Raw genomic sequence first — 21583 nt, 5'->3', positions numbered from 1 at the left:
CGTGGAGCCGTCGCTGTCATGTCTCGGTGCGGAAAGAACATTAACGCATGCACGGCGAGCCAGGCATAAGCCACCGTCGCCGGTCCTGGACCCCGGCGTGGGGTCTGCCAGCCCATTCGTGCCGTCCTTGAGACGGCCCCTGGCGCTCTCCCTCACGGCCGCGATGGCGTCATCCTCCGTGAACCCAGGCATTTTAGAGCTTTGCCCCCGATTTGGGACAATAGGAGGCGCTCTCTTGGGCGAAAAGCCGATAACCGCCCTGTCATAGTCAAATTGCCGGCCAGCGCAAGGGCGACGGAGGGGGTGTGATGCGTCATTTTGCCTTCCTGCGCGGAGCCCCAGCAGCCAAGGTCATAGGGTCTTCTCGAAATCCATGCCCTCGAAGGTATAGCGGTCCTCTTGCGCCCAAATTCCATCTTCCTGGACCGGGACTTTGTGGATCTTCACATCGTCGACCTTCAGCCTACCGGTCTTCTCATCGACCCAAAAATCGATGTCGTAATATTCGTTCTCGGTACCCACTTTCCGAAAGTCGCTACAGGCGAAGTACCTGCCATCCTTCTTTAGGTAGCGGATCGGCTGATGCATCTCGACGAATTCCAGCGGGATCTTCTCGCCGGTCTTCTCGTCGGTCAGCTCGAGCGCGCCGTCCTCGTTCTTGTTCTCGGCGATGTAATTGTGAATGGCGCTCATCACGTGCCAGGCCCGAACGACCTCCATGTCGCCCGGATGCTCCTGCACCGGCAACCACCACCACGCCACCGGCAGCCGCGTGACCATGTAGTAGCCGTCGCCGTCACGTTTCGGGCCCTTCTGCACCCGGATGTCGATCAAATCGAGGTTGTCGCCGTCGCGTTGCGGCTTGAACCAGAAGTCGATGGCATATTGCTTCTTGGGCTTGTCCTTGTCGTGGAAGATGGCGTTGGCGAACCAGCCATAGCCCTTCATGCCGCGTACAACCTTGACTTTCTCGTAGACCAGGTTGAGATCCTTATTGAGTTTGGGGTCACGGAAGACGAACGCACCGTCCTTGGAACGCTCCTTGATCACCTCTTCGGTTCTCTTGGTCACCGAGGCGTCGTCGAAGTCGGGATAGTCCGCGGCCCTAACAAAGCCGGGAAAAGAGAAGGCGACGGCAATCGCCGCGGCCCCAAAAATCTGTCCTACGCGCTTTATCATCACTGCTTTTCTGTCTCTCTGGACTCACTGCTCTCCGAGGCTTGCGGGGAATCCGAGGTTTGCGTGAGGGAGAGCACACGAATGGCCTGGGACGCTTCCTGGTGGTCGTTCAGATCGGCGACCCCTTCAGCGGTCTTGCCTTGTGCGTTCTTCAGCGACGGATCAGCACCGGCATCCATCAAGAGCCCGATCATCGGGGCGCTGTTGTTCAGCGCGGCGATCATCAACGCCGTCATGCCGTTGTTCGCTTGAGCATCGACGTCGGCGCCGGCCTCGATCAAGGCCTTGGCGATGTCGGTCGGGCGCATGCTGCCAGGCAGGAAGATAGATCCCTCGGCCGGGCCGGTCTGCGCCGCCACGATCATCAGCGGAGTCAACCCATCGCCGCCGGAGGGCTTGCTGACATCGGCCCCTCCATCCATAAGTGCCTTCGCAGCCTCGTATTTCTGCTCCGCAAGCGCCAGCGTGAGAGGCCGGAAACCTTGTTGGCCGGGCTCCTCCAACTCCGCGCCGTGCTTGATTAGAGCCTTGATCGAAGGCACGTGGTCACGCATCAAGGCCGCGGCCAACGGCGTAAACCCATTGCGGTCGTGGGAGTTGGGATCGGCGCCAAGCTCGATCAGCAAATCGATCGTCTTGTCGTGACGCTGCCGGGCGGCGCTGGTCAACGGCGTCCAACCGTTGAGGTCAGGCTTGTTGATGTCGGCACCGCCTTCGCCAACCAGGAACGTGATGCGCTCCGGGTCGTTGCCAATGAGCGCATTGCTCAACTCTTGCTGCGGATCGGCTCCTTCGGCGAGCCATGCCTTGACCTTTTCCTTGGTGACGATTTGGTCCGGCGATGCAAGATCGCGACGTTCCTCGAACTTCTGTTCGGCCATCTTGATGTAGCTGCCATGCGCCGGCAGATCGCCCTGCACGACGCAGCGACTGCATTGCACCAGAGGCACCCCGTATTCCCGTAAGATCGCTTCGACCTCTTCGGCCTTATCCTCGAGCGCCCAGTCGAGCAGATACTTCAGAAAGACGTCCGTCTGACGTACGCCAAGGCCGAGTTCGAATTCCATCGGCACCGTGTCGTCATCGAGATTGATCGGCAGGATCGTGACCGGCTCGTCTTTCATCGTCTTCACCCAACCCGCGAACGGGCCGAAAACCGAGGCAACGTCGAACTCGCCGTCCAGCATGCGTTGAATGACATACCAGGGTTGGTTCTCCGGGACGAGATCGCCGTCATGAGTCTGAAGCTGCAGCTTGACCTTGTCGACGATGCCGCGCTTGGCAAGCGCCAGGCGCACACCGGAGGTCTGGAAGACGCCGATCGAGAGATCCTTGAGCTTCGGATCGTCTAGGTTTTTAAGCTCAAGACCCTTGTCGTTGCGATACACGAGAACATAGGGCGTCTTGTAGACAGGTTCGGTCGTCAGAAGCCCTTCGTAGCCAGCCGGAATATCGAACATCACGTCGCACAGGCGATCGTCGTGGGTTGAGCGCGTGAACCCCCGCTCGATGAAGGGCTGCCAGTGATACTTGATCGTGGCGCCGGTGGCATCGGCGAGCAGTTCGGCCAGCTTGTTCTGGAACCCTTCTCGCTCGATGCTGGACAGCGGCATGTTGCCGGGATCGGCGCAGATATTAAGGACTTTGAGCTTCTTGCCTTCGTAGGCCGCCTTGGCCGCCGCACGGAGGGCGATGTGTTCGCTGGGGGTCAGCTCCTCATAGGTCTTATTGAGGTCGCGCTGAATGGACTTCTTATCGGCCGCGGGTGCGGCGGCAATGCTGAAACCAAGAATGCCGACCGCTAGGGCCGCAGTCAGGGACAAACGGGGGAATGACACGGGGGCTCGCCTTATTTGCAAGACGGGCCAGAACGCTAGGACCGAGATCCCACCGGACTAACCCGCCGTGGGTACCTAATCTTCTAGCGTTATATAAGAAAAAGGCGCCCGATGCCGCAAGGGCATCGGGCGCCGTTAATCTACACGTTTCTGCTATCTACGATTACTCGTAAATGCGGAAGACGTTCAGCTCACCGCCTTGCGGGATGTGCTGCAGGCCAGCGGCCTTGGTCATGGCCGTGGCACCGATGGCGCCGAACTTGTCGCTCAGGTCCAGACCAGCGGTGACCGGAAGACCGATCCAGCCGCCAATACCGGAGTAAACGCCGACATACTGCTTGCCACCCGTCTTATAGGTGATCGGGTTGCCGATGATGCCGGAACCAAGCTTGCGGCTCCACAGGACCTTACCGGAATTCCGGTCGACCGCGCGGAAGTCGCCACCAAGCGAGCCGTAGAACATCAGACCACCGTCGGTGACCATCGTACCACCCCAGTTCGGATACGGATCCGGGATCTCCCAAACGGTCTTACCGGTCAGGACGTCGTACTTCTTGATCTTGCCGGTGGTGCCGGGGACTTCAGGATACATGTACACGTTCGCGAACACATAAACGGTGCCCTGGTTCGTGTGCGTGCGCTCCTGAGGCTCCAGCTCCATGCACCAGTTGTTGGTGGGCATGTAGAAGATGTTCGGCTCCTTCGGATCAACAGCACCAGGCTGCTGGTCCTTACCACCCATCGCAGACGGGCAGGCAGAGACGTTCCGACCAACTTCGAGCGGCGAATGCTCGCGCACCTTAACCGGACGGCCTGTCTTGAAGTCGACCTTCTCGGCCCAGTCCGTCGTCACGTACTTCGTGGCGCGCAGAAGGGTACCGTCGGTGCGATCCAACACGTAGGCAAAGCCATTACGGTCAAAGTGAGTGAGAGCCTTAACCTTCTTACCGTCGATGTCCATGTCGGTAAGAATGTTTTCGTTGATGCCGTCATAGTCCCACTGATCAAACGGAGTCATCTGATAAGCGAAGACAGCCTCGCCGTTTTCGATCTTGCGAGCGAAAATGGTCATCGACCACTTGTTGTCCCACTTGCCAGTGCCGCCGCCGCCGAGCTCTTCGCTGACAGCGTTGCACTCATCGTGAGTCTTGTCGGGACAACGATACTGCGGGCTCCACAGACCGGGGTTACCGGTCGAGTAGTAGACCAGCTTCAGCTCGGGATCATAAGTAAACCAACCCCAAGCAGCACCGCCGCCAATCTTATAGTCGTCACCGGGGAAGGTCTTGATACCAAGATCATAACCCGCGGTACCGAACTGCGGATTGGCTTTGTTGGTCTCTTTCGTCAGGCACACGTCCTTATCGGAACCCGTGCTGTGGCACACCCAAGCCTCGGAGCCGTCCGACAGATTGAAGGCGGCAACGCGACCACGAGCTGCGAACTCATCGCCACCAAAGCCCATGAACACCTTGTTGTCGGCGATCAACGGAGCCGGCGTGATGGTCTCGCCCTTCTCGGGATAGGCGTACTTGACGACCCAGGCTTCCTTACCGGTCTGGCCATCGAGGGCAATCACGAAACCGTCGAGAGTACCATACACGAACTTGCCAGCGGCATAGGAGCCGCCACGGTTGACGGTGTCGCAGCAAGCGCGCGGCACAGCCGACTCGTCACGGTCGGTCTTCTTCACATACGACCAAACCTGCTTCGGATTGTCAGGATCGGAAAGGTCCAGAGCCTGAACAACGTTACAGTTGGCCATGGACGGGCAACCAGAAACCATGAACAGCATGGTCTTGCCACCAACGTCCTTGATCACAAGCGGCTGACCTTCATGACCGCGAAGGGCATTGGTGCCCTGCAGCCAAGTCATCTGCAGCTTGTTCACGTTCTTGGTATTGATGTCAGCGAGCGTGCTGTGACGCGTCATGGCAAAGTCACGACCAGGGGCAGGCCACTGGTCGGGATCGGCCATACGTTTCAGCTGCTCTTCGTCGGTGTTCATTGCCGACGCCTGACCAGCAAGACCCATCGTCATTGCGACGACGGTGCCAGTCAGAACACCATACTTCATCTTCATATCGTTCTCCTCTCCCTAGCTACTCAGTTCACCGAAACGAAAGCTGAGCATTCTCAATTTTGCTTGGACCACGTTAACCCCGAGCGAACGCTTCAGAGCGAACCAGGCCCGCGCAAGTTTTCAAGCTGTCACTTTGAGTGTGGAAATTGGAAGCTGCCCGAAAACGGCGAGGCAAATAAATTCGCCTCGCGCCCGCTCCTGGCGGCGGGTACTCCGATGAACACATCACGCGGTGACACCTCACGAGGAATTTCAGCCTAACTTAGAGTGCGACACGGTCGTTCCACTTACGTTTTTGGAAACGTGCATCCCACACATTGCCAAGCTGCCCGCTCATAATTGCCAAATGTAATGCCATTGCAAGTGAAAAAGTGCCCCCGGCAACGAAATGTGCCAAATCTATTCCCTTCTTATTGCAGTGCAAAAAACAACGGTCGTCCTCGAAACATCATTAAGGAATTCGACGCCGTTTGTGTGCAGCGCACTGATCCGTTGATCTCGCTTGTTAACTCGCCCACCTGAGACGAAAACAAGAACACGCCAGTTTAAGCATGACGTGTGCCAACCGCGCCCGCCAAGCAGGGACAGGGGCCTAATATGGAAGGGCGCCCGATACCGCGAGGGCATCGGGCGCCTGTAGTCTAGAAAAGTCCCGCCCCTACTACTCTTAGATGCGGAAGAGGTTCAGCTCACCACCTTGCGGAATGTGCTGCCGGCCAGCGGCCTTGGTCATGGCAGTGGCACCGATCGCGCCAAGCTTACGGCTAAGGTCCAGACCAGCGGTGACCAGAAGACCGGTCCAGCCTCCGACACCAGAGTACGTCGTGATGCACTGCTTGCCGCCCACCTTGTAGGTGATCGGGTTGCCGATGATGCCGGAACCAAGTTTGCGGCTGCACAGGATCTTACTAGAATTCCGGTCGACCGCGCGGAAGTCGCCGCCCAGCGAGCCGTAGAACATCAGGCCACCGTCGGTGACCATCGTCCCACCCCAGTTCGGATTCGGATCAGGGAGTTCCCAAACGGTCTTACCGCTCAGAACTCGGGCGGGGATGTGAACATGGAAGGCCAAACGTAGCCGACGCATGCCATGCTCGTTGCGAGCTTTCCAATGCCACAACGCGGCGCCCGAGGCCCCGAACCTAGCGCGGGAGCAGGCTTTGCTTTTCTGCCAAACTGGTTGGGAAAGTGGCAGTCCAATCATTGCCAACGCGCTCCCCATCTTTTGCCAGATCGATGGCGCGCGACAGCAGGTGTGCCGCTTGCGCGTGGTGCTAGCTCTGGGCCTTGCCGTCGGCAGAAGGGAGATGCTGGATGGCAATGCGCATGAGCTCAGGGAGTGTGCGAACACCGAGCTTTGCCTTCAATTGCGTGCACGTGTTTGCCACGGTCTTATAGCTGACATGCAGATGCTCAGCGATGACGCCGTAGGGTTTGCCTTCGGCCACCAACGCCAATGTCTGCAACTCGCGCACCGTCATGCGGCGCAGCGGATTGGTCGTCCCCCGCGCCTCCATGAACGCAACCTCTGACGCGAGGTCGTGACTGAGGTAAGGGCGATTGTCGCGAACTCTTTGGAAAGCCTTCTGCACCTCTTCAGGCGGCGTGTCCTTCAGCACATAGCCTGTGGCGCCAACTTCGAGCGCGCGAGACACGATGACCGGGTCGGAGTGCATGGTGAACACGAGGATCGGCGTCTGCTGATCATGCAAGCGCAAGCGCCGAATGAATGAGAGACCGCCGAGCGCGCCAGTCCGCATAGCCAAGTCGACAATGATCACGTCTGGCTTCTGCGTGCGGTAAATGCGGAATCCATCGGCGAGGCTTTGTGCCTGCTGAATATGCTCCACGCCCACGTCCTCAAGCAGCTGGCGGCAGCCTTGCAGGACAATAGGATGATCGTCGATGACGAGAACACGGCTCATGACAGTTCCCCAACCAATTCTGGCGCTCGTGTTGCGCGCTTCTTGCGTTGTTTCTGCACGGGAATTTCCACCCGTATGGTCGTCCCCTCGGACGGTGCACTTTCGACTTCACAAATGCCCCCGAGCGAGCGCACGCGCTCTGTCATCGTCGTGAGGCCGAAACCTTTTGGCGTCGACGGGGCGATCCCCTTCCCGTCATCGGCAATGGTCAAGTGAAGTTCGACGGGCGCGCGACCGCCTCCATTCACGACGCCCTTCTCCTCACCAAGGTGGACGGCGATATTCTGCGCCTGACCATGCCGGATCGCGTTGGTGATGGCCTCTTGAATGCAGCGATAGACGGTGAGGTCGACAGGCTCACCGTAGGACTTGGCGAGCTTGCCCAGCTGCGTGCGGATCTGGGTATCGGGGTGACGCCCCTGCAGACCCGCAGTGAGCTCGGCGATGAGCTCGGCGAATTTCACGCGGCCAAGCGGGCCGGGCCGCAGCTTCTTAATCAGCGCGCGGTTCATGGCCTTGAGCCGCTCGGCGATCGACAAGATCTCTCCGACCCGCCGGGATATCTCGACGGTGCGTTCCGGGGGCAACCGGTCGGCAATCGTTTGGATCGATGAGGCATTCGCGGCAATGCCGAACAGGCAGGGCCCCGCCTCGTCGTGGAGCTCGTTGGCAATCTCGCGCCGCTCTTCTTCCTGCACGGTGATGAGCTGGCGGTAGAGCCGGCTATTCTCCTCACGCGCGGTATCGAGCGCGCCCGCCAGCGTATTGAAACGATTGGTGATGACAGCGAGCTCTTTCACCTTCGACGGCTTCAGCCGCGTGGCGTAGTGACCATCCTCAAGCTGCAGCATGCCCTTGGACAAGCTGGCGAGCGGATTGAGGACGCGTCCAAGCACGACATAGAGAACGGCCAGGACCACAGCGTTGAGGGCTAACCAGACAATGGCGAGCGATGAAAAGTCCTGCCAGGCTTCGGCGATTTCGTCCCCGGGTTCGCCCAAGATGACAATGGGATTTCCATCCCCGGCCATGACGCGGACGGAGCGCTCGGCGACCTGGGGGCGCACGAGGGCCGCATACCACGCCGGAACGTAGCGCGTGGCGGTCGAGTCGGCATGGGTGCGCGGTGACACAATGGTGAGGTTTCCCGTCTCGTCCATAAACATGATGCGTACGTGGCGTAGATGCTTGAGTTGAAGGGGCAATTCCTGATCGAGCTGATCCAGCTTGTTCTGCGCGGCCAAGTCCTTCAGGGTCGCGCCAACGAACCGCTGCGCCACCTCAAGCGACGCTTCCATCTCCACTTGCGTTGCAGTCCTGGTGTTGAAGATCGACACGGCACCGGCAACCAGGGCGGCAAGGAGATTTATCGCTCCCACCGCAATGAGCAGTTGCGTTCGGACCGGGCGGTCATACCAAAGCTTCTGCAGCACGCTTCGAAAGTCTCCACTACGAGGTGCTCACACCACCGGCGCAAGCACGATGCAAGGGCCGTACCCAATTGGCTTAATGCGGCCCGCCCAGCAGCTCCCGCCTTGGCTTCACTTATTGCAAGCTTTGGCAGCGGGAGTCGCCAAAAAATGCAGTCCATGCTGGAAGTGGCGAAATAGCAATGGCAAGCGTGGAAATATCGTTGCAAGAAGTTCCCGGCTACTATTGGGACGCACCCTTTGATAGCGTCTTGGCGGGAACCGCTATGCTAGCCGAGGACCGACGCAATTCTACCCGAGATTTTGCCGGCTGGTGGTGAAATGCGGATGGCTTTGCGGGAGGCCGACCCTGGCAGCCGCTCCTTCCCACGATGCTGCCGGGCTCATAACGCCTCCTGGCCGCGGGAGGGGGTGCGGCAGGTTGGGCTCGCACCCTCCCTCCTGGTCCCGAGGGGACGGAATTGGCCCGGGCAGGGACGCAGCCTGGTCTAGCGTGGCGCCAGATGTTCGGTTAGATCGCCGTCCGGCACGTTGGTAAGATCCTTCTGCAGGTCCTGCACCACACAACCGACGACCGGTTTGGCAAGCTTTTGCTTGAGCTCGGTGAGCACGCCCGCCGGCGCCACGAGGATCAACTCGTCGAATGCCCCGCATTCAAGCTCGGCGGCGAGTTCGTCCGCGACCAGCTTGACGAAGTCCTCTTTGGCTCCCTGCTTGAAGTCCTGCCGCGACTCAACCGCGTGACGGCCAGGCCCGACCCTGTCGTGCACGCGGCCGGGACGGTCGGCGCCAATGTCACGCGTTGCGGCGTGTGCCTTCGTCGAATCAAAGCTCACGACGGTACGGAAAGCACCACCATCGTCACGTTCGACGAACCGCGCTTGACCGCCGTCGGCAATGGCGTACCAGATCTTCGCTTGCTTCATGAGCTTACTCGCTCGCTGGATCACGCAGGCTCAGGATGTAGGCGGCCAGATCCTTCAGCTCGCCCTTGCTGATCGGAATCACCGGCATGGGATGCTTGGGGATAATGATCTGGGCCATGATCGCGCCTGCGGTCTGGTCCTGCTTATTGGCAATCTCGCGAAAGCTCGGCACGTCGGCCATGGCTTTCGTCTGGCTACTATCCACGAGATGACAGTTGGCGCAGAGCCGCTGCGCGAGTTTCTGGCCGCGCGCCACATCGGAGGCGCCCGTGATGGAACCAGCGAACGCTCCGCCCGCGCTAAGAAGCGAGAGCGACACAAGCATAAGGATGAGCCGTGACATCATGGAGATCGGACCCCAGAGAGCTCAGGCGCCCATCGCCTCAAGCTTATCCATGTCGACCAAGTGTACGCGGCGCGCCGATTCAAGCCGAACTATTTTTGCCTCCTTGAGCTCGGCGAACATGCGCGAGACGGTTTCCAGCGTCAGTCCGAGATAATCGGCAATGTCGTGACGCGGCATGGCCAGATCGAGCACGTTGTCCGCTCCGGATCGGCGGGCCATTTCCAGGAGAAACGCGGCGAGGCGTTCCAGCGCATTCTTGCGGCCAAGCAGAAGAAGATGGTCTTGGGTCTGGCGTAAGCCGATCATGGTGCGGTTGAGCAGTTCATGCACGAGACCGCCCGACTCAGGGGCATTGAGCAGGCCATGCCATTTGATCGCCACCACCTTGACCGGCACGATCGCTTCGGCGGAAGCATGATGGGTGTCGCCGGCCTCAAAGCCGAACATGTCGCCAGGTAAATGGAAGGCGCTGATCTGACGGCGGCCGTCAGGAAGCAGCTTGGAAACGCGGACGACGCCGGATACGAGCTTGTAGACATAACCCGCGCCCTCGCCTTCGGCGAAGATCTCGGCATTGCGACCGAAATTCATCGGCACGCTGACGGGAAGAAGCGATTCCGGCCCCTCTCCCTCGGAAAATGCGGTTCGCAAGGGCCGTTGGTTGACCCGTGGAGTTTCGACAACGGGGGTCGGCGTTAACATCGGTGATCCTCCCGGAGAATCGATTTGCCCAACGTCATAGGTACGCAACGACGCGCCTGACCGAAATCGTGTCGGCCACCTAAGGGAAACTACGTAAGACGAAACTCGGAGAGGACCGGACGCGACGGCCCGCCCCGAGCCATCACGTCACCGATCTTGGCGACAGGTAATGCGGGCAAGGCGGCCAAGCCTTGAGCCAGGTCAAAAGGCTCAAGATCCCAGCGGCTTGAATTCAGCTTCTACCGGATTAGGGCACATGGGCGAGGATCGCCATGCGGATCAGCTCGGACAGGCTGTTCGCCTGCATCTTGGCCATGAGGTTGGCGCGATAGACCTCCACCGTGCGCGGGCTGATGCCGAGGGTGGCGGCAATCATCTTATTGGCCTGCCCGGCCACCAGCCCTTCAAGCACTTGGCGCTCGCGTTCCGATAGGCTCGCCAGCCGGCTGGTAAGCTCAACGTCCACGACGTCGTCGGTCTGCTCAAGCGCCGTGCGAACCGCATCGAGAATGGCCTGCTCGTCGAACGGCTTCTCGATGAAGTCGACCGCGCCCGACTTCATCGCCTCAACCGCAAGCGGCACGTCGCCATGTCCGGTGATGACGATCGCCGGGAGGCACAGCGCGCGCTGCTTGATGTGATGCAAAAGCTCGATGCCCGTCATGTCGGGCATCCGCACGTCGGTGATCAGGCAGCCGCACTGCACCTCGTCGATCCCGTCCAGAAAGGACTTGGCCGAATCGTAGAGCCGGACCGCCACGCCGGCCGAGCTCAGCATGAAGGCCAGAGACTGGCGGACGGCTTCGTCGTCGTCGACGATATGCACCACGGGGTTGTCCACCATCAGTCCCCGCTCTCCGGGTCCGCTTGCAACAGCGTGACACGGAACACCGTCCCACCGTCGGTGTTCGGCTCTGCCCAAAGACGCCCGCGATGGGCATCGACGATGCGCTTGGATATCGACAGCCCCACGCCCATGCCGGCCGCCTTCGTGGTCACGAAGGGCTGGAACAATCGGGAGGCAATCTCCTCGGAGATGCCACTTCCGGTGTCGGCGACGGCAACCTCGATCATCGGCCTACCCTGCTCGTCCTTGTCATGCGCCGCAAGGGACGTCGAAACGCAGAGCTCCTTACGCTCGCTGTCCTCCATCGCTTCGATGGCATTGCGCATGAGGTTGAGGAACACCTGCTGGATCTGAACCTTCTCCACCAAAGCGGGGCCGAGATCCGTATCGAAGCGGAAGATGGTCCTTACCCCCTCGTCCTTGGCCCCGACCAGACCGAGGGCACTGGCCTCCTCGATCAGCTTGTTGACGTCCTCCGGCTGCTTCTCGGTTTCGCCATGGGTCACGAACTCGCGGAGCTGGCGAATAATCTGTCCGGCGCGCAGCGTCTGCTTGGTGGTTTCGGCGAGTGCGTCGCGAATCTTCGGCGTGTTCGGATGCTCCATGGGCTCGAGCAAACGGCTACAGCCTTGCAGATAGTTGCTGATGGCCGAGAGCGGCTGATTGATCTCGTGCGCCAGCGTCGAGGCGATCTCGCCCATGGCAGTCAGCCGCGACAGGCGCGCGAGCTCGGTCTGAAGCTCTTGCAGCTGATGCTCGGTCTGCTGGCGCTCCGTCAGGTCGCGGATGAATCCCGTAAAGAAGCGGCCATCGCCTGTCCGCATCTCACCCACCGCCAGTTTCATGGGAAAGGTGGAACCGTCCTTGCGCTCGCCGGTTACGACGCGGTCAGTGCCGATGAAGCGCTTCTCGCCGGTGGCGATGTAGCGCGCAATGTAGCCGTTGTGATCTTGGCGGAAGGGAGCCGGCATCAGGACGCTGACATTGCGGCCCGTGACCTCATCTTTGTCATATCCGAACAAGCGCTCGGCGGCGGCGCTGAAGGACTGAATCGTCCCTCTCTCATCAATCACCACCGCTGCGTCCGGCGCCGCATCCAGAACCGAACGGATATAGGCCTCGCGGGCGCGCAAGTCTGTCGCGTGGCGGCGGCTGCGCATCCTGGTTCTGCGGAGCAGTTCTCCAAACCAAGAAATGCCGATGCCGACCACGGCGAACACGGCAGGCTCCAACAACGCAGGAGCCGGCACTGTTCCGTTCCCGATGAGGAGCGCACCCAAGACAGAGGTGATCGCAGTGACCAGAAGCCCTGGACCGATGCCGCCGAACCCGGCCGCAAACAGCACAGCAGGAATGAAGATGAGGAAGGAGCCCTCACCTTGAACCAGCGGCCGCAACAGCCAAGCGAGCGTGAGCACCACGCCCATGACGCCAAGCGCGGCACCATAGTGGGCGACGGAGACGGCCGGATCGAGCAGCGCCTGACGAAAGCGCTCTAGACCGCCCGTTTTTTCACCGTCGGAGGTCTCCTGGAGAGGCCCATGCATGATCATACTCGCCTCGGGCGACAAGCCCGGCCCAACAGCGTCCCAAGGGGGAACGTTATCGCAATTCTGTCAGCTCTCTATAGTTAGCTGGATCGACGCCGCAATGCAGGGCTAAAGTCCCTTGGCGCGAAGGAGGAAGCCATGGCCACGACAGATGCCGAAATGCCAGACCACAAGGCCCTGAACGAGGACCTTCAGGAGATCGCCGAGCATATCGAGGCGCTCCGCTCCAACCTCAACGCTTTGGCACAGTCCGTTGGCGCCACCGGCAGCCATCAAGCCGAGGCGTTGCAGGCGCAAGCCGGGCAGTCCTTGGGCGCCATGGAAGACGCCGTCCGACGCGAACCTTTGAAGTCGCTCGGCATCGCGCTCGGTGTCGGCTTCCTCCTCGGCGTCGTGATGGGCCGCTAGCGCCTGGTCGCCTTCCGGGCGTCGCTGCCTAATGGCTCATCAGCACCGCGACGTGAGTGTTGCGCAACACGTGAAGCGTCGCCCCGCCGAAGATCCATTCCCGCCAGCGCCAGCGGCCATAAGCCCCCATGACCAAGAGGTCTGCTTTGCCGGTCGCGGCCAGTAGCGCTTCCCCAACCGCGCGGCCTTCGAGACTGGCCCTCTCGATCTCCACCGGATAGCCGGCCCGCGTCAGATAGTCGGCCATGCCGGAGGCGGTGCCATCGCTCTCCTCGCCTTCGTCGAGGCAAAGCAGCCTGACGCGATTGGCGGTGGCCAAGAACGGCGCAGCGGACGCGACGGCACGAACCGCCTCGACCGTATCCTTCCAGGCGATAACGACAGTCTCGCCCAGCGGTCCCGCCGCCTTATCCGGGACAACGAGAATGGGACGGCCCGACTGGAACAGCGCGGCGTCGCGCGCGGCGCTCCAAAGCTCGTCCTCCTCGTCCGCGACGCTGGGTAGCACGGTCACGTCGGCGATCTTGGCCCGCATGGCGACGGCCGGGCCGACGAGCCCTTCGACCGTGACGAGTTCGGCGGCAACCTCCGGATGGGCCCCGAGCTGTTCCTCGAACCAGTCCGTGGCTTTTCTTTCCTCGTAGTCGACCTGTTTCCTGGAAGCGTCGACCATTTCCTCGAAATAAACGGGGCTGAGCTCGGTCGCATAAGGCAGGCGCTGGACCGGCGGTGGGCAGGGATGCAGCACTTCAAGGCCTGCGCCGAAGCGCTCCGCGAGGCGAAATGCTGCCTCAGTGCAGGCTCCTGAGGCGCCACCGGCACCGATAGGGAGGAGAATCCTGACAAGCTTCACGGGAGCGTCCCTTTCCTTAGCTTCGCGGCGTCTTCGGCCCGATCCAATGACATGCCAAACCGCCATGCCTTGAGGCGGGTCAAGACCCGTTCCTGGCTTCTTGACCCATCGCAAAGAAGTGTGTCGCCTTTTCTCCTCATTCTAGCGCACAATGGTCCAAGCAAATCGATAGCCGGCAACAAAAGATAAAGAGGCGATCATGCAAATCCCCCTCGACATCAGCTTCCGCAACATGGACCCCTCGCCCGCCGTGGAAGCGCGCATCCGCGAGAAGGCGGCGAAGCTTGAGCGTTTTCACGAACGCATTATCAGCTGCACCGTCGTGGTCGAAGCGCCGCACCGGCATCATCACAAGGGAAAGATATACAGCGTGCACATCGACATCAGCGTGCCCGGCAAGGACCACCTGATCGTCGATCGCGCCAAGCCGGCCGACCACGCCCATGAAGATGTCTATGTAGCCGTGCGCGATGCCTTCAACGCGGCGGTGCGCCAACTCGAAGATTACACGCGGCGGATGCGCGGCAACGTCAAAGCCCACACGGCCTCACGGGGGGAGCCGTCCGCCGCCGAATGATCGGCGCCGTTCAGGCCTTCCAGAACGCCTTGGCTTTGGCGAAACGCCCATAGGCGCGCTTCGCCTCTTTCAACCACTTCTCCTCCTCGGCGATATCGATCGCCGGTGCACGCAGACGCCAGTCCTCTTGACCAGTGGCAAGCAAAGACTTTCGGGTCGCCATATCGTTAAGCACGCCGAGCGCATCCTGGATGGCCTCAAGCGCCGCTAAGGACACGTTCCGGCGCTCCTCGCTCTTCTTCTTGGGGAAGGTCGCGGCGAAAAACTCCGTGGCGTAGCGCAGTCGCTTGGACCGGATCCGAAGCCTGTGCCGCTTGGCCGGCGACAGGTCTCGCAAGCGACGGCCTTTGGCCTTGATCCCACGGCGCAAGCGCGCCAGCTGCTTCAGAGCGTGGCGGCGGACCGGCTTCTTGGCCAGCTTGCGGTTTTTGCGCGCCCAATCGCCCGTCTCGACCCATGCCGTGATATCGAGCAGTGCAACCCGAAAGCGATCGGAATTTGCGGACTGGGTTGCGCGGGCGTAAGCGGCGGCGTGACGTTCCTTGAAGTCCCTGTAGGTGTCCTCCACCTCACGATCGCCGGGATAGGCGGCACGCATCGGCTCCAACACGTCGGCGGCGAACACATCGAGATCGCGCGCAGGCCCGAGTTCTTGCGTGATCCACCGCAACTTGTCCTTAATGGTATTGCGCTCGTCGCCGCCGAGCATCTGCCCAAACAGCGCGATCGCGACCCGCAAACGCCTTAGCCCGACGCGCATCTGATGCAGCGCTTCGGCGCGCCCCTCGCGCATGGCGGGCGCATTGGCCACGATCTGCCGCAGACAATTACGCGCGATGGAGCGGAACGCCTCCGCGCTTGTCATGTCGGGCGTGACGACGACACGCCGCGCGTTCTCGACCGTATGGTCTGCGCCGTCCAGCAACTCAAAGCCACGTTCCGCCTTCGTCTTCACGGCAAGGTTCAAGGGAGCGGTTTCGGCGAGCTCGCGGGCGAGAGAGAACAGAGCGGCCTTGGCGCCGGCCTTTAGCTCCAATTCCAATTCGGAAATCGGCGCGGCCTTGACGCCGGCCGTTGCCTCTCCTTGGTCCACGGCCAATTCGATCTCCGCCCCGCGATGCCGGACGTCATAGGTTTTGCGCCGGAACCTGGTGTGGAAGCGCGGCTTGAGATCGGCGCGGACTTCGGGCGTGAGCAGCCTGGCGAGCGCAGTGCCCTCCGCGGCATCGAGGTTGGGCTCATGGGTGGGAACCGGACACTCCCATTCGTTCCGCTCTAAGAACTCGCCTTCGCTCTTGGCGCTCTTGATGGTTTGTACGTAGCCGTCACCCGTGGAACGCACGCGCAAGAAGACGCCCGCATTGCGCAGATCACTGGCGCCGGTGTCGTAGTAGATGGAGACGAGTTCGCGCGTTTTCGGCGGCGGCCCCTCGAAAATCGGATGCGACAGAATGCGCGGCGCAGCGTCGGCGTCGAACTCGAGCTTGAGTTCGATCTCCTTCGCGTTAGAACTTGACTGAGACTCACAAGATGCCACGGCCGCAAACTCCTGATCTGCACGGTTGGCGGGCGGGTTCGCGTCGTCCGCGCGCGCACTATTCGCCCCGAGAAAGCAGGGCCAGAAGAGAAGCCTACAAAGGGATTATCACAATCAACACCCGAATGTCCCGCAACCCCCGACGTCCCGTGCACCAATGATGCGTGCCTTGGGCGCCTGTCGCAAATTTCCAGCGGACAAAAGGTTATTGTGCCTCAGACCGTCTGGAGCGGCCGCCGCGGCACAGGGCGCTTGCGCGCTCTGGTGGGCGAGCTTCTCACGGTCGTCCCGGGAAAAACGTTCTCGTCCGACTCCAGAATCGCGACACGGTCACGCCCCGCTCGCTTGGCGACGTACAGCGCGGCATCCGCACGCCGGAATAGTCCCGAGAGATCCGCGTCCACGTCCGTGTCCGAGGCAACGCCGACGCTCACGGTGGCGCCGACTGCCAAACCGTTGACGAAGGCGCCCGCATTGGAGAAGGCGCGGCGCACGCGCTCGGCGGCGGCAACCGCCCTCTTGGCATCGATGCCGGGGAGGATGGCCGCGAACTCCTCGCCGCCAAGACGCCCGACGATGGCGTTCTCCTTGAGATCCCGCTCCGCGATCATGGCGAAAATCTTGAGGACCTCGTCGCCGAAATTATGGCCATAGGAGTCGTTGGTGTCCTTGAAATGATCCAGATCGAAGATCAGCACCGACACCGGCGTGCCACCCAGAACACGGCGTTCTCCGACGGTATCGGCGACTTCGAAGAGCGCGCGGCGGTTCGGCAGCCCGGTCAGACTGTCGGTGAGCGCATCGCGGCGCTGCTCCTGCTCCTCGCGCTCCTTGGCCATGGACAGCACAATGAACGCCAAGGCGACACGCATCAGCATCGTCACAAGCGCAACCGCCGGAAGCCAGGCAATGGTGAAGGCCTCACCCAGAGTCTGGATCGGGACGACGAGAATGAAGGGGATCCAGGACAGGTAGCTCAGCCCCACAAGCACAAGAAGGCTGACGGCGGGCCAGCAGAGCTGCCTGTCGCCAATCCGGCGCAGCTCCAGCGCGGCGGCAAAATTATACGCTGCAAAGAAGATGCACCCGACAATCAGGCGCGCATCTAGGGATTCGACGAACCCCGAATGGGACAGGACAATGAATCCGACGGGACCGAACATGATCCAAAACGGCGCCCGCTCGTGTTCGGCATACTCGCGGGCCGCATCCCACTTCAACGCGACGGCCAAGATGGCGATCGACGCACCGATGGTGACCAGGTTCACCTCGTTCGCGAGCGCGGCGCCCAGCACGATGGCGGCGCCCGCGACATGGGTCAGCATGGCCAGACCCCAGGCGCCGACGAAGCGCGGGCCCCCCGCCTGCTCCCAACCGGCTCGGCCCCAGGTCAGCAACAGCATGGCAGCGACAATGGCCGTGACCGAAAGGTTCACAACCGACATCGTCATCGTGTCGAGATGCATGCGCCGCCCCTCCCATGGAAATCCACCGGGGCGCGACCCTAAAGATAGGGTCTCACGACACGTTTTATTTTAACGCGAGACTTTCTGGAAAATTTTAGCGAACGGCTTTCGTGTGGGGGCCTCAGTCGCCGCGCTTCACCGCTTCGAAGAGGCCGGCATTGGGGCAGAACGGCTGCGGCTGCTTTTCCTCAGGCTCGTTCTTGAGCTCGCTCCTGGCCTCCGTGAGCCAATCCCGGCAGCCGTCTTTACATATGCAAGCATGGCAATTCGACCGTGCCCGCAAATAGGACTGGCCGCCATCCACGTCGATGACGTCGAGCAGATCGACGCCGACGACCTGCATCATGTCGTCCATGAGTACTTGGTGATGAAAGCCGGCGAGATCTTGCCTTGGGCGCTTCATGGTGTCCCCTCCCCCACAGGGCGCGCAGCTTCGCGCATTACCTTGGCTAACGGACGGGAGGGGTCTCTGCCTTGACCGAGATCAAGCCCGCTAAGCGTTGGTGCCAGCCCGCTCCATGCCGGTGCGGATCAGCTCGGCGGCCTCACCGACTTCGGCCCAGCGCATGACCTTGACCCATTTGCCTTTCTCCAAGTCTTTGTAGTGCTCGAAGAAGTGCCCGATCTGCTCGACCAGAATTTCGGGCAGGTCGCGATAGCTCGTCACGCGCTTGTAGAACGGGTGCAGCTCGTCGATGGGCACGGCAATGATCTTCTCGTCGATGCCCGCCTCGTCCTCCATGAGGAGCGCACCAACAGGGCGGGCGCGGATCACCGTGCCGGAAGCGACGGGCGTGGGGGCGATCACGATGCAGTCCACAGGATCGCCGTCCTCCGACAGCGTGTGCGGAATGAAGCCGTAATTGGCCGGATACATCATGGAGGTGTGCAGGAAGCGGTCAACGAAGAGCGCGCCCGACTTCTTGTCGACCTCGTACTTCACCGGCGTCCCGCCTTGCGGAATCTCGATGATGACGTTGACTTCATGTGGCGGATTATCTCCGACCGGGATCTGGGAAAGGTTCATAGCTCCGATAGGGTCTCCATGTTGGCGCCGGCCCGTTCGTCGAGCGCGACCGTCTTGATCAACGCGAAAATGCGGCCGCCCGCGCGGATCGCAAGCTCGTCGACCGCTTTGCGGGTGGCGAGGGCGAAAAGATGCCCATGGCCGTCGAGCGCGATCGAAACGCCGGCGAAGGCGCCACCGTGGGTGTCGACCTCCTCGACGGTTCCTGCCAGCACGTTGCGAATGCTTAAGTTCGGTCCGGCGTCCCGCGCCAGCGTAATGTCCGTCGCCTTGACGGCAACGCGGACCTCTCGCCCTTTGGGCCCGGCGTTGCCCACGAGCCAGATCTTGCCCGCCGGATGCGCGATCTCCGTGAGCCCATAGTCCCCGTCCACGGCGGCCACAGCGCCCCTCACCACGGAGGAACGCGCGAAGGGGCTGATACCGATGCCGCGCAAGGCGGGGCCAAGCGTCTCCTCGACGGGACCTGCGGCGACGACGCGGCCCGCGTCCAACACGACAACACGCGAGGCAAGGCGCGCGACCTCGTCCACCGCGTGCGACACGTAGACGATCGGAATGCCGAACGTGTCGCGCAAGCTCTCGATCAGCGGCAGAATCTCTAGCTTGCGTTCGGTGTCGAGCGAGGCCAGCGGCTCGTCCATGAGAAGAAGCGCGGGCGAGGCCAGCAGCGCGCGCCCGATTGAGACGCGCTGCTTCTCGCCGCCGGACAGGCTCGCGGGACGCCGGCGCAGCAAATGCCCAATGCCCAGCGTCTCCACCACCTTGTCCAACTGCACATGTTCCGGGACCTTGCCGGCGAACTTCCGCCCGTAGAGGAGGTTCTGCTTGATGCTGAGATGGGGAAACAGACGGGCGTCCTGAAACACGAGCCCCATCTGCCTGCGGTGCGGGGGCACGAAGGTGCCGGCCTCAATATCCACCAAGGTGCGGCCGTCGAGCACGATGCGGCCGCGATCGGGCCGGGCAAGACCCGCGATCAGGCTGATGGTCAGAGACTTTCCGGCCCCCGAGCGGCCGAACAGACAGGTGATACCGGCCTCGTTCTCGAAGGCGGCATCGAGATCGAAGTCATCGAGCTTGAGCGCCACATCGACGCTGATCATGGGTTGGCCTCGGCTATCATGGCTCCGCTTAGCCCGAACCCGTCCTTGCGGTCTAGGCGACTTTAGCATGGGCCACGGGCCCATACGGGACTAGGCACGCCGGGGGCGCTTCGGGTAAAACCGGCACCAGATCGACTGTCACTCAAGAGGACATTTTATGCGCCCAACATTCCTTGCGTTCTTGCTGACACTGTCCGCCCTGGCAGCCACCGGCCCCGCCACCGCCGAGCCGGACATGGATACCGTGCGCTGTACGGCTATTCGGGATGCCGCCCAATGCGTGTCCCGCCCCGATTGCTGGTACGACGCAGCTGGCGGCAACGGCTGCTTGAAGGGCCCACGCCCCGACGAAAATCCCTGTCAGGTGCACGGCAGCAAGTCCGTCTGCAATACGAGCACGCTTGGCTGCACCTGGAACGAGGCCGAGAGCAAGTGCGTTAGAAAGGCAAACTAGGCCGCCGCGACAGAAGGAAGCCATGATCGAGCTGCTGAAAGGTTTTCCCGACAATGTGGTGGCCCTGGCTTGCCATGGGCATGTGACGCGGGAGGACTACGACAAGGTCCTGGTTCCGGCGTTGGAGAAAGCGCTCCGGTCGAACGACAAGGTGCGCGTACTCTACGAGATCGGTGGCGACTTCGAAGGCTACGACGTCAGTGCTTCTTGGGAGGACTTCAAGGTCGGCATGGAGCACCTACCCCGCTGGGAGCGGATTGCGGTCATCAGCGACATCGAATGGATCAAGCATACGATGCAGCTCTTCAGCTTCGTCATGCCGGGCACAGTCCGGGTCTATCCGACCGAGGAGGCCGCGAAGGCGCGGCTGTGGATCACGCAGGCCGCGTGAGCCCCTGCCAATCCCGAGAATTTTGTAACGAAACCGTCCATTTCCAAACCCCGGAAACGTTTCGACCCTCTCGAAGCCGAAACATTCCGAAACGCAGCCGCCGCGCCGGGCACCAAGAGCTTTGCGGCAAGGTCCGACCAGGCCCCACCCCGCTTCACCCGCGCATGCGGCGCGAGCTTGGCCTTCAGTGCGGCAATGGCGTTGCCGGCTTGATATTCCTTCCAGAATCCGACGATGGCGTTGGCGAGGAGCAACACCATGATGATTACAAAGTCGGACCAATGGTGCACGACAGCCGATAAAATCGCCGCCGCCTCGATCATCCACGGGATGGGCCCCAGAAATACGAGAGAAACTTGAGGAGCAGACTGATCTTCTTCTCGGCAATCTCGTTGGCGCCATATTGCGCGAGGCGCTTCTCGGCCTCCGCAACCGTGAGCCCTTTCTCGGGGCTAGTGCCGAGCTTGGCTTCGAGCTTATCGAGGGGAAGGGTCGCGAGATCCGACTGATCTTTGGTCGAAGCTCCGGTCTCAGCCAAGGGCGTGCTCTCCTCGTCTTCTTTCAACCAAGGCATCGCGGCGCGGCAAGGATGCCCCCCAACGGCCGCCCCAAGTCTCGCGCGTCCCGTGGATAAGACGTCAAGACTGTGACAAGCAGTTTACTACCCTCGCCAAAGTAACCATGCGGCTCGACGCTTTGATCTCAATGCCGCATGCTGTATTGAATTCAGCGCCCCTGAGACAAAGGGAGGAACGGCGACGGTGGCGCAGACCCCAGACAAGATCGACGAACTTTCAATCAACACGATCCGCACGCTCTCCATCGACGCCATTCAGAAGGCCAATTCAGGTCATCCCGGCACGGCCATGGACGCCGCGCCGACCGCCTACACGCTGTGGCAGCAATTCCTCCGCTACGACCCGAAGGCGCCGCACTGG

Annotated in this window: 24 protein-coding genes; 5 read left to right on the top strand and 19 right to left on the bottom strand. The window is 61.4% G+C overall.

The window, feature by feature from the left end:
* Window positions 1-351: 351 nt before the first annotated feature.
* The 11 genes from ABY454_RS07135 to ABY454_RS07085 all read right to left on the bottom strand — a co-directional run bounded on the left by ABY454_RS07135 (window position 352) and on the right by ABY454_RS07085 (window position 12823).
* Window positions 352-1179: a hypothetical protein gene (locus ABY454_RS07135; RefSeq protein WP_372929489.1), complete on the bottom strand. Its 828-nt coding sequence runs from the start codon at window positions 1177-1179 to the stop codon at window positions 352-354.
* Entirely contained in the window at window positions 1179-3017 is a 1839-nt protein-coding gene (locus ABY454_RS07130; RefSeq protein WP_372929488.1) for a quinoprotein dehydrogenase-associated putative ABC transporter substrate-binding protein, read from the bottom strand. The genes ABY454_RS07135 and ABY454_RS07130 overlap by 1 nt, the downstream gene beginning before the upstream one ends.
* A gap of 163 nt (window positions 3018-3180) precedes the next feature.
* Window positions 3181-5100, bottom strand: a complete 1920-nt coding sequence (locus ABY454_RS07125; RefSeq protein ID WP_372929487.1) for a PQQ-dependent dehydrogenase, methanol/ethanol family — start codon at window positions 5098-5100, stop codon at window positions 3181-3183.
* A 667-nt stretch (window positions 5101-5767) separates the two neighbouring features.
* The gene (locus tag ABY454_RS07120) at window positions 5768-6187 is read right to left on the bottom strand and encodes a PQQ-binding-like beta-propeller repeat protein (protein WP_372929486.1); all 420 of its coding nucleotides are present in this window, start codon (window positions 6185-6187) and stop codon (window positions 5768-5770) included.
* Window positions 6188-6374: 187 nt separating this feature from the next.
* Window positions 6375-7025 (bottom strand): response regulator, encoded by a 651-nt coding sequence (locus ABY454_RS07115; protein ID WP_372929485.1) that lies wholly within the window; start codon window positions 7023-7025, stop codon window positions 6375-6377.
* The gene (locus ABY454_RS07110; RefSeq protein WP_372929484.1) at window positions 7022-8458 is read right to left on the bottom strand and encodes an ATP-binding protein; all 1437 of its coding nucleotides are present in this window, start codon (window positions 8456-8458) and stop codon (window positions 7022-7024) included. The genes ABY454_RS07115 and ABY454_RS07110 overlap by 4 nt, the downstream gene beginning before the upstream one ends.
* Window positions 8459-8943: 485 nt before the next feature.
* The gene (locus ABY454_RS07105) at window positions 8944-9381 is read right to left on the bottom strand and encodes a host attachment protein (RefSeq protein ID WP_372929483.1); all 438 of its coding nucleotides are present in this window, start codon (window positions 9379-9381) and stop codon (window positions 8944-8946) included.
* A 4-nt stretch (window positions 9382-9385) separates the two neighbouring features.
* A complete protein-coding gene (locus ABY454_RS07100; RefSeq protein WP_372929482.1) occupies window positions 9386-9727 on the bottom strand; it encodes a c-type cytochrome in 342 nt (113 codons plus the stop codon).
* A gap of 21 nt (window positions 9728-9748) precedes the next feature.
* The gene (locus tag ABY454_RS07095; protein WP_372929481.1) at window positions 9749-10429 is read right to left on the bottom strand and encodes a helix-turn-helix domain-containing protein; all 681 of its coding nucleotides are present in this window, start codon (window positions 10427-10429) and stop codon (window positions 9749-9751) included.
* A 247-nt stretch (window positions 10430-10676) separates the two neighbouring features.
* A complete protein-coding gene (gene fixJ, locus ABY454_RS07090) occupies window positions 10677-11273 on the bottom strand; it encodes a response regulator FixJ (RefSeq protein ID WP_372929480.1) in 597 nt (198 codons plus the stop codon).
* Window positions 11273-12823, bottom strand: coding sequence for a PAS domain S-box protein (locus tag ABY454_RS07085; protein ID WP_372929479.1), 1551 nt, complete (start codon window positions 12821-12823; stop codon window positions 11273-11275). The genes fixJ and ABY454_RS07085 overlap by 1 nt, the downstream gene beginning before the upstream one ends.
* A 141-nt stretch (window positions 12824-12964) precedes the next feature.
* On the opposite strand from ABY454_RS07085, the gene ABY454_RS07080 reads away from it, so the two are divergent.
* Window positions 12965-13234, top strand: coding sequence for a YqjD family protein (locus ABY454_RS07080; protein WP_372929478.1), 270 nt, complete (start codon window positions 12965-12967; stop codon window positions 13232-13234).
* A gap of 28 nt (window positions 13235-13262) precedes the next feature.
* On the opposite strand, the gene ABY454_RS07075 is transcribed toward ABY454_RS07080, so the two are convergent.
* Window positions 13263-14087: a hypothetical protein gene (locus ABY454_RS07075; RefSeq protein WP_372929477.1), complete on the bottom strand. Its 825-nt coding sequence runs from the start codon at window positions 14085-14087 to the stop codon at window positions 13263-13265.
* A 199-nt stretch (window positions 14088-14286) separates the two neighbouring features.
* On the opposite strand from ABY454_RS07075, the gene ABY454_RS07070 reads away from it, so the two are divergent.
* A complete protein-coding gene (locus ABY454_RS07070; RefSeq protein ID WP_372929476.1) occupies window positions 14287-14664 on the top strand; it encodes an HPF/RaiA family ribosome-associated protein in 378 nt (125 codons plus the stop codon).
* Between the two features lie 10 nt (window positions 14665-14674).
* Here the strand turns inward: ABY454_RS07070 and ABY454_RS07065 are convergent, their stop codons facing one another.
* The 5 genes from ABY454_RS07065 to modC all read right to left on the bottom strand — a co-directional run bounded on the left by ABY454_RS07065 (window position 14675) and on the right by modC (window position 19800).
* Window positions 14675-16201, bottom strand: coding sequence for a CHAD domain-containing protein (locus tag ABY454_RS07065; RefSeq protein ID WP_372929475.1), 1527 nt, complete (start codon window positions 16199-16201; stop codon window positions 14675-14677).
* A 215-nt stretch (window positions 16202-16416) separates the two neighbouring features.
* Window positions 16417-17667: a GGDEF domain-containing protein gene (locus ABY454_RS07060; protein WP_372929474.1), complete on the bottom strand. Its 1251-nt coding sequence runs from the start codon at window positions 17665-17667 to the stop codon at window positions 16417-16419.
* Between the two features lie 121 nt (window positions 17668-17788).
* The gene (locus ABY454_RS07055) at window positions 17789-18070 is read right to left on the bottom strand and encodes a DUF6455 family protein (protein WP_372929473.1); all 282 of its coding nucleotides are present in this window, start codon (window positions 18068-18070) and stop codon (window positions 17789-17791) included.
* A 90-nt stretch (window positions 18071-18160) separates the two neighbouring features.
* A complete protein-coding gene (gene ppa / locus ABY454_RS07050) occupies window positions 18161-18694 on the bottom strand; it encodes an inorganic diphosphatase (RefSeq protein ID WP_372929472.1) in 534 nt (177 codons plus the stop codon).
* The gene (modC, locus tag ABY454_RS07045) at window positions 18691-19800 is read right to left on the bottom strand and encodes a molybdenum ABC transporter ATP-binding protein (RefSeq protein WP_372929471.1); all 1110 of its coding nucleotides are present in this window, start codon (window positions 19798-19800) and stop codon (window positions 18691-18693) included. Before modC ends, ppa begins: the two co-directional genes overlap by 4 nt.
* Window positions 19801-19957: 157 nt before the next feature.
* Here modC and ABY454_RS07040 point away from each other — a divergent pair, with 157 nt between their 5' ends.
* Together ABY454_RS07040 and ABY454_RS07035 are read left to right on the top strand one after the other, a co-directional pair.
* On the top strand, window positions 19958-20254 hold the full coding sequence (locus ABY454_RS07040; RefSeq protein WP_372929470.1) for a hypothetical protein: 297 nt from the start codon (window positions 19958-19960) through the stop codon (window positions 20252-20254).
* A gap of 22 nt (window positions 20255-20276) precedes the next feature.
* Window positions 20277-20645 (top strand): STAS/SEC14 domain-containing protein, encoded by a 369-nt coding sequence (locus ABY454_RS07035; protein WP_372929469.1) that lies wholly within the window; start codon window positions 20277-20279, stop codon window positions 20643-20645.
* Here ABY454_RS07035 and ABY454_RS07030 read toward each other — a convergent pair.
* Window positions 20591-20968 (bottom strand): hypothetical protein, encoded by a 378-nt coding sequence (locus ABY454_RS07030; protein WP_372929468.1) that lies wholly within the window; start codon window positions 20966-20968, stop codon window positions 20591-20593. The genes ABY454_RS07035 and ABY454_RS07030 overlap by 55 nt on opposite strands.
* Entirely contained in the window at window positions 20965-21183 is a 219-nt protein-coding gene (locus ABY454_RS07025; protein ID WP_372929467.1) for a cation-transporting P-type ATPase, read from the bottom strand. The genes ABY454_RS07030 and ABY454_RS07025 overlap by 4 nt, the downstream gene beginning before the upstream one ends.
* 223 nt (window positions 21184-21406) lie before the next feature.
* On the opposite strand from ABY454_RS07025, the gene ABY454_RS07020 reads away from it, so the two are divergent.
* Window positions 21407-21583: hypothetical protein (locus ABY454_RS07020; protein WP_372929506.1), on the top strand; the 177-nt coding region annotated here is incomplete at its 3' end.

The organism is Methyloceanibacter sp. (genome assembly GCF_041573655.1).
Taxonomy (GTDB): Bacteria; Pseudomonadota; Alphaproteobacteria; order Rhizobiales; family Methyloligellaceae; genus Methyloceanibacter.
Note: the sequence above shows the minus strand (reverse complement) of the source record. Positions and strands in the feature narration are given on the sequence as shown.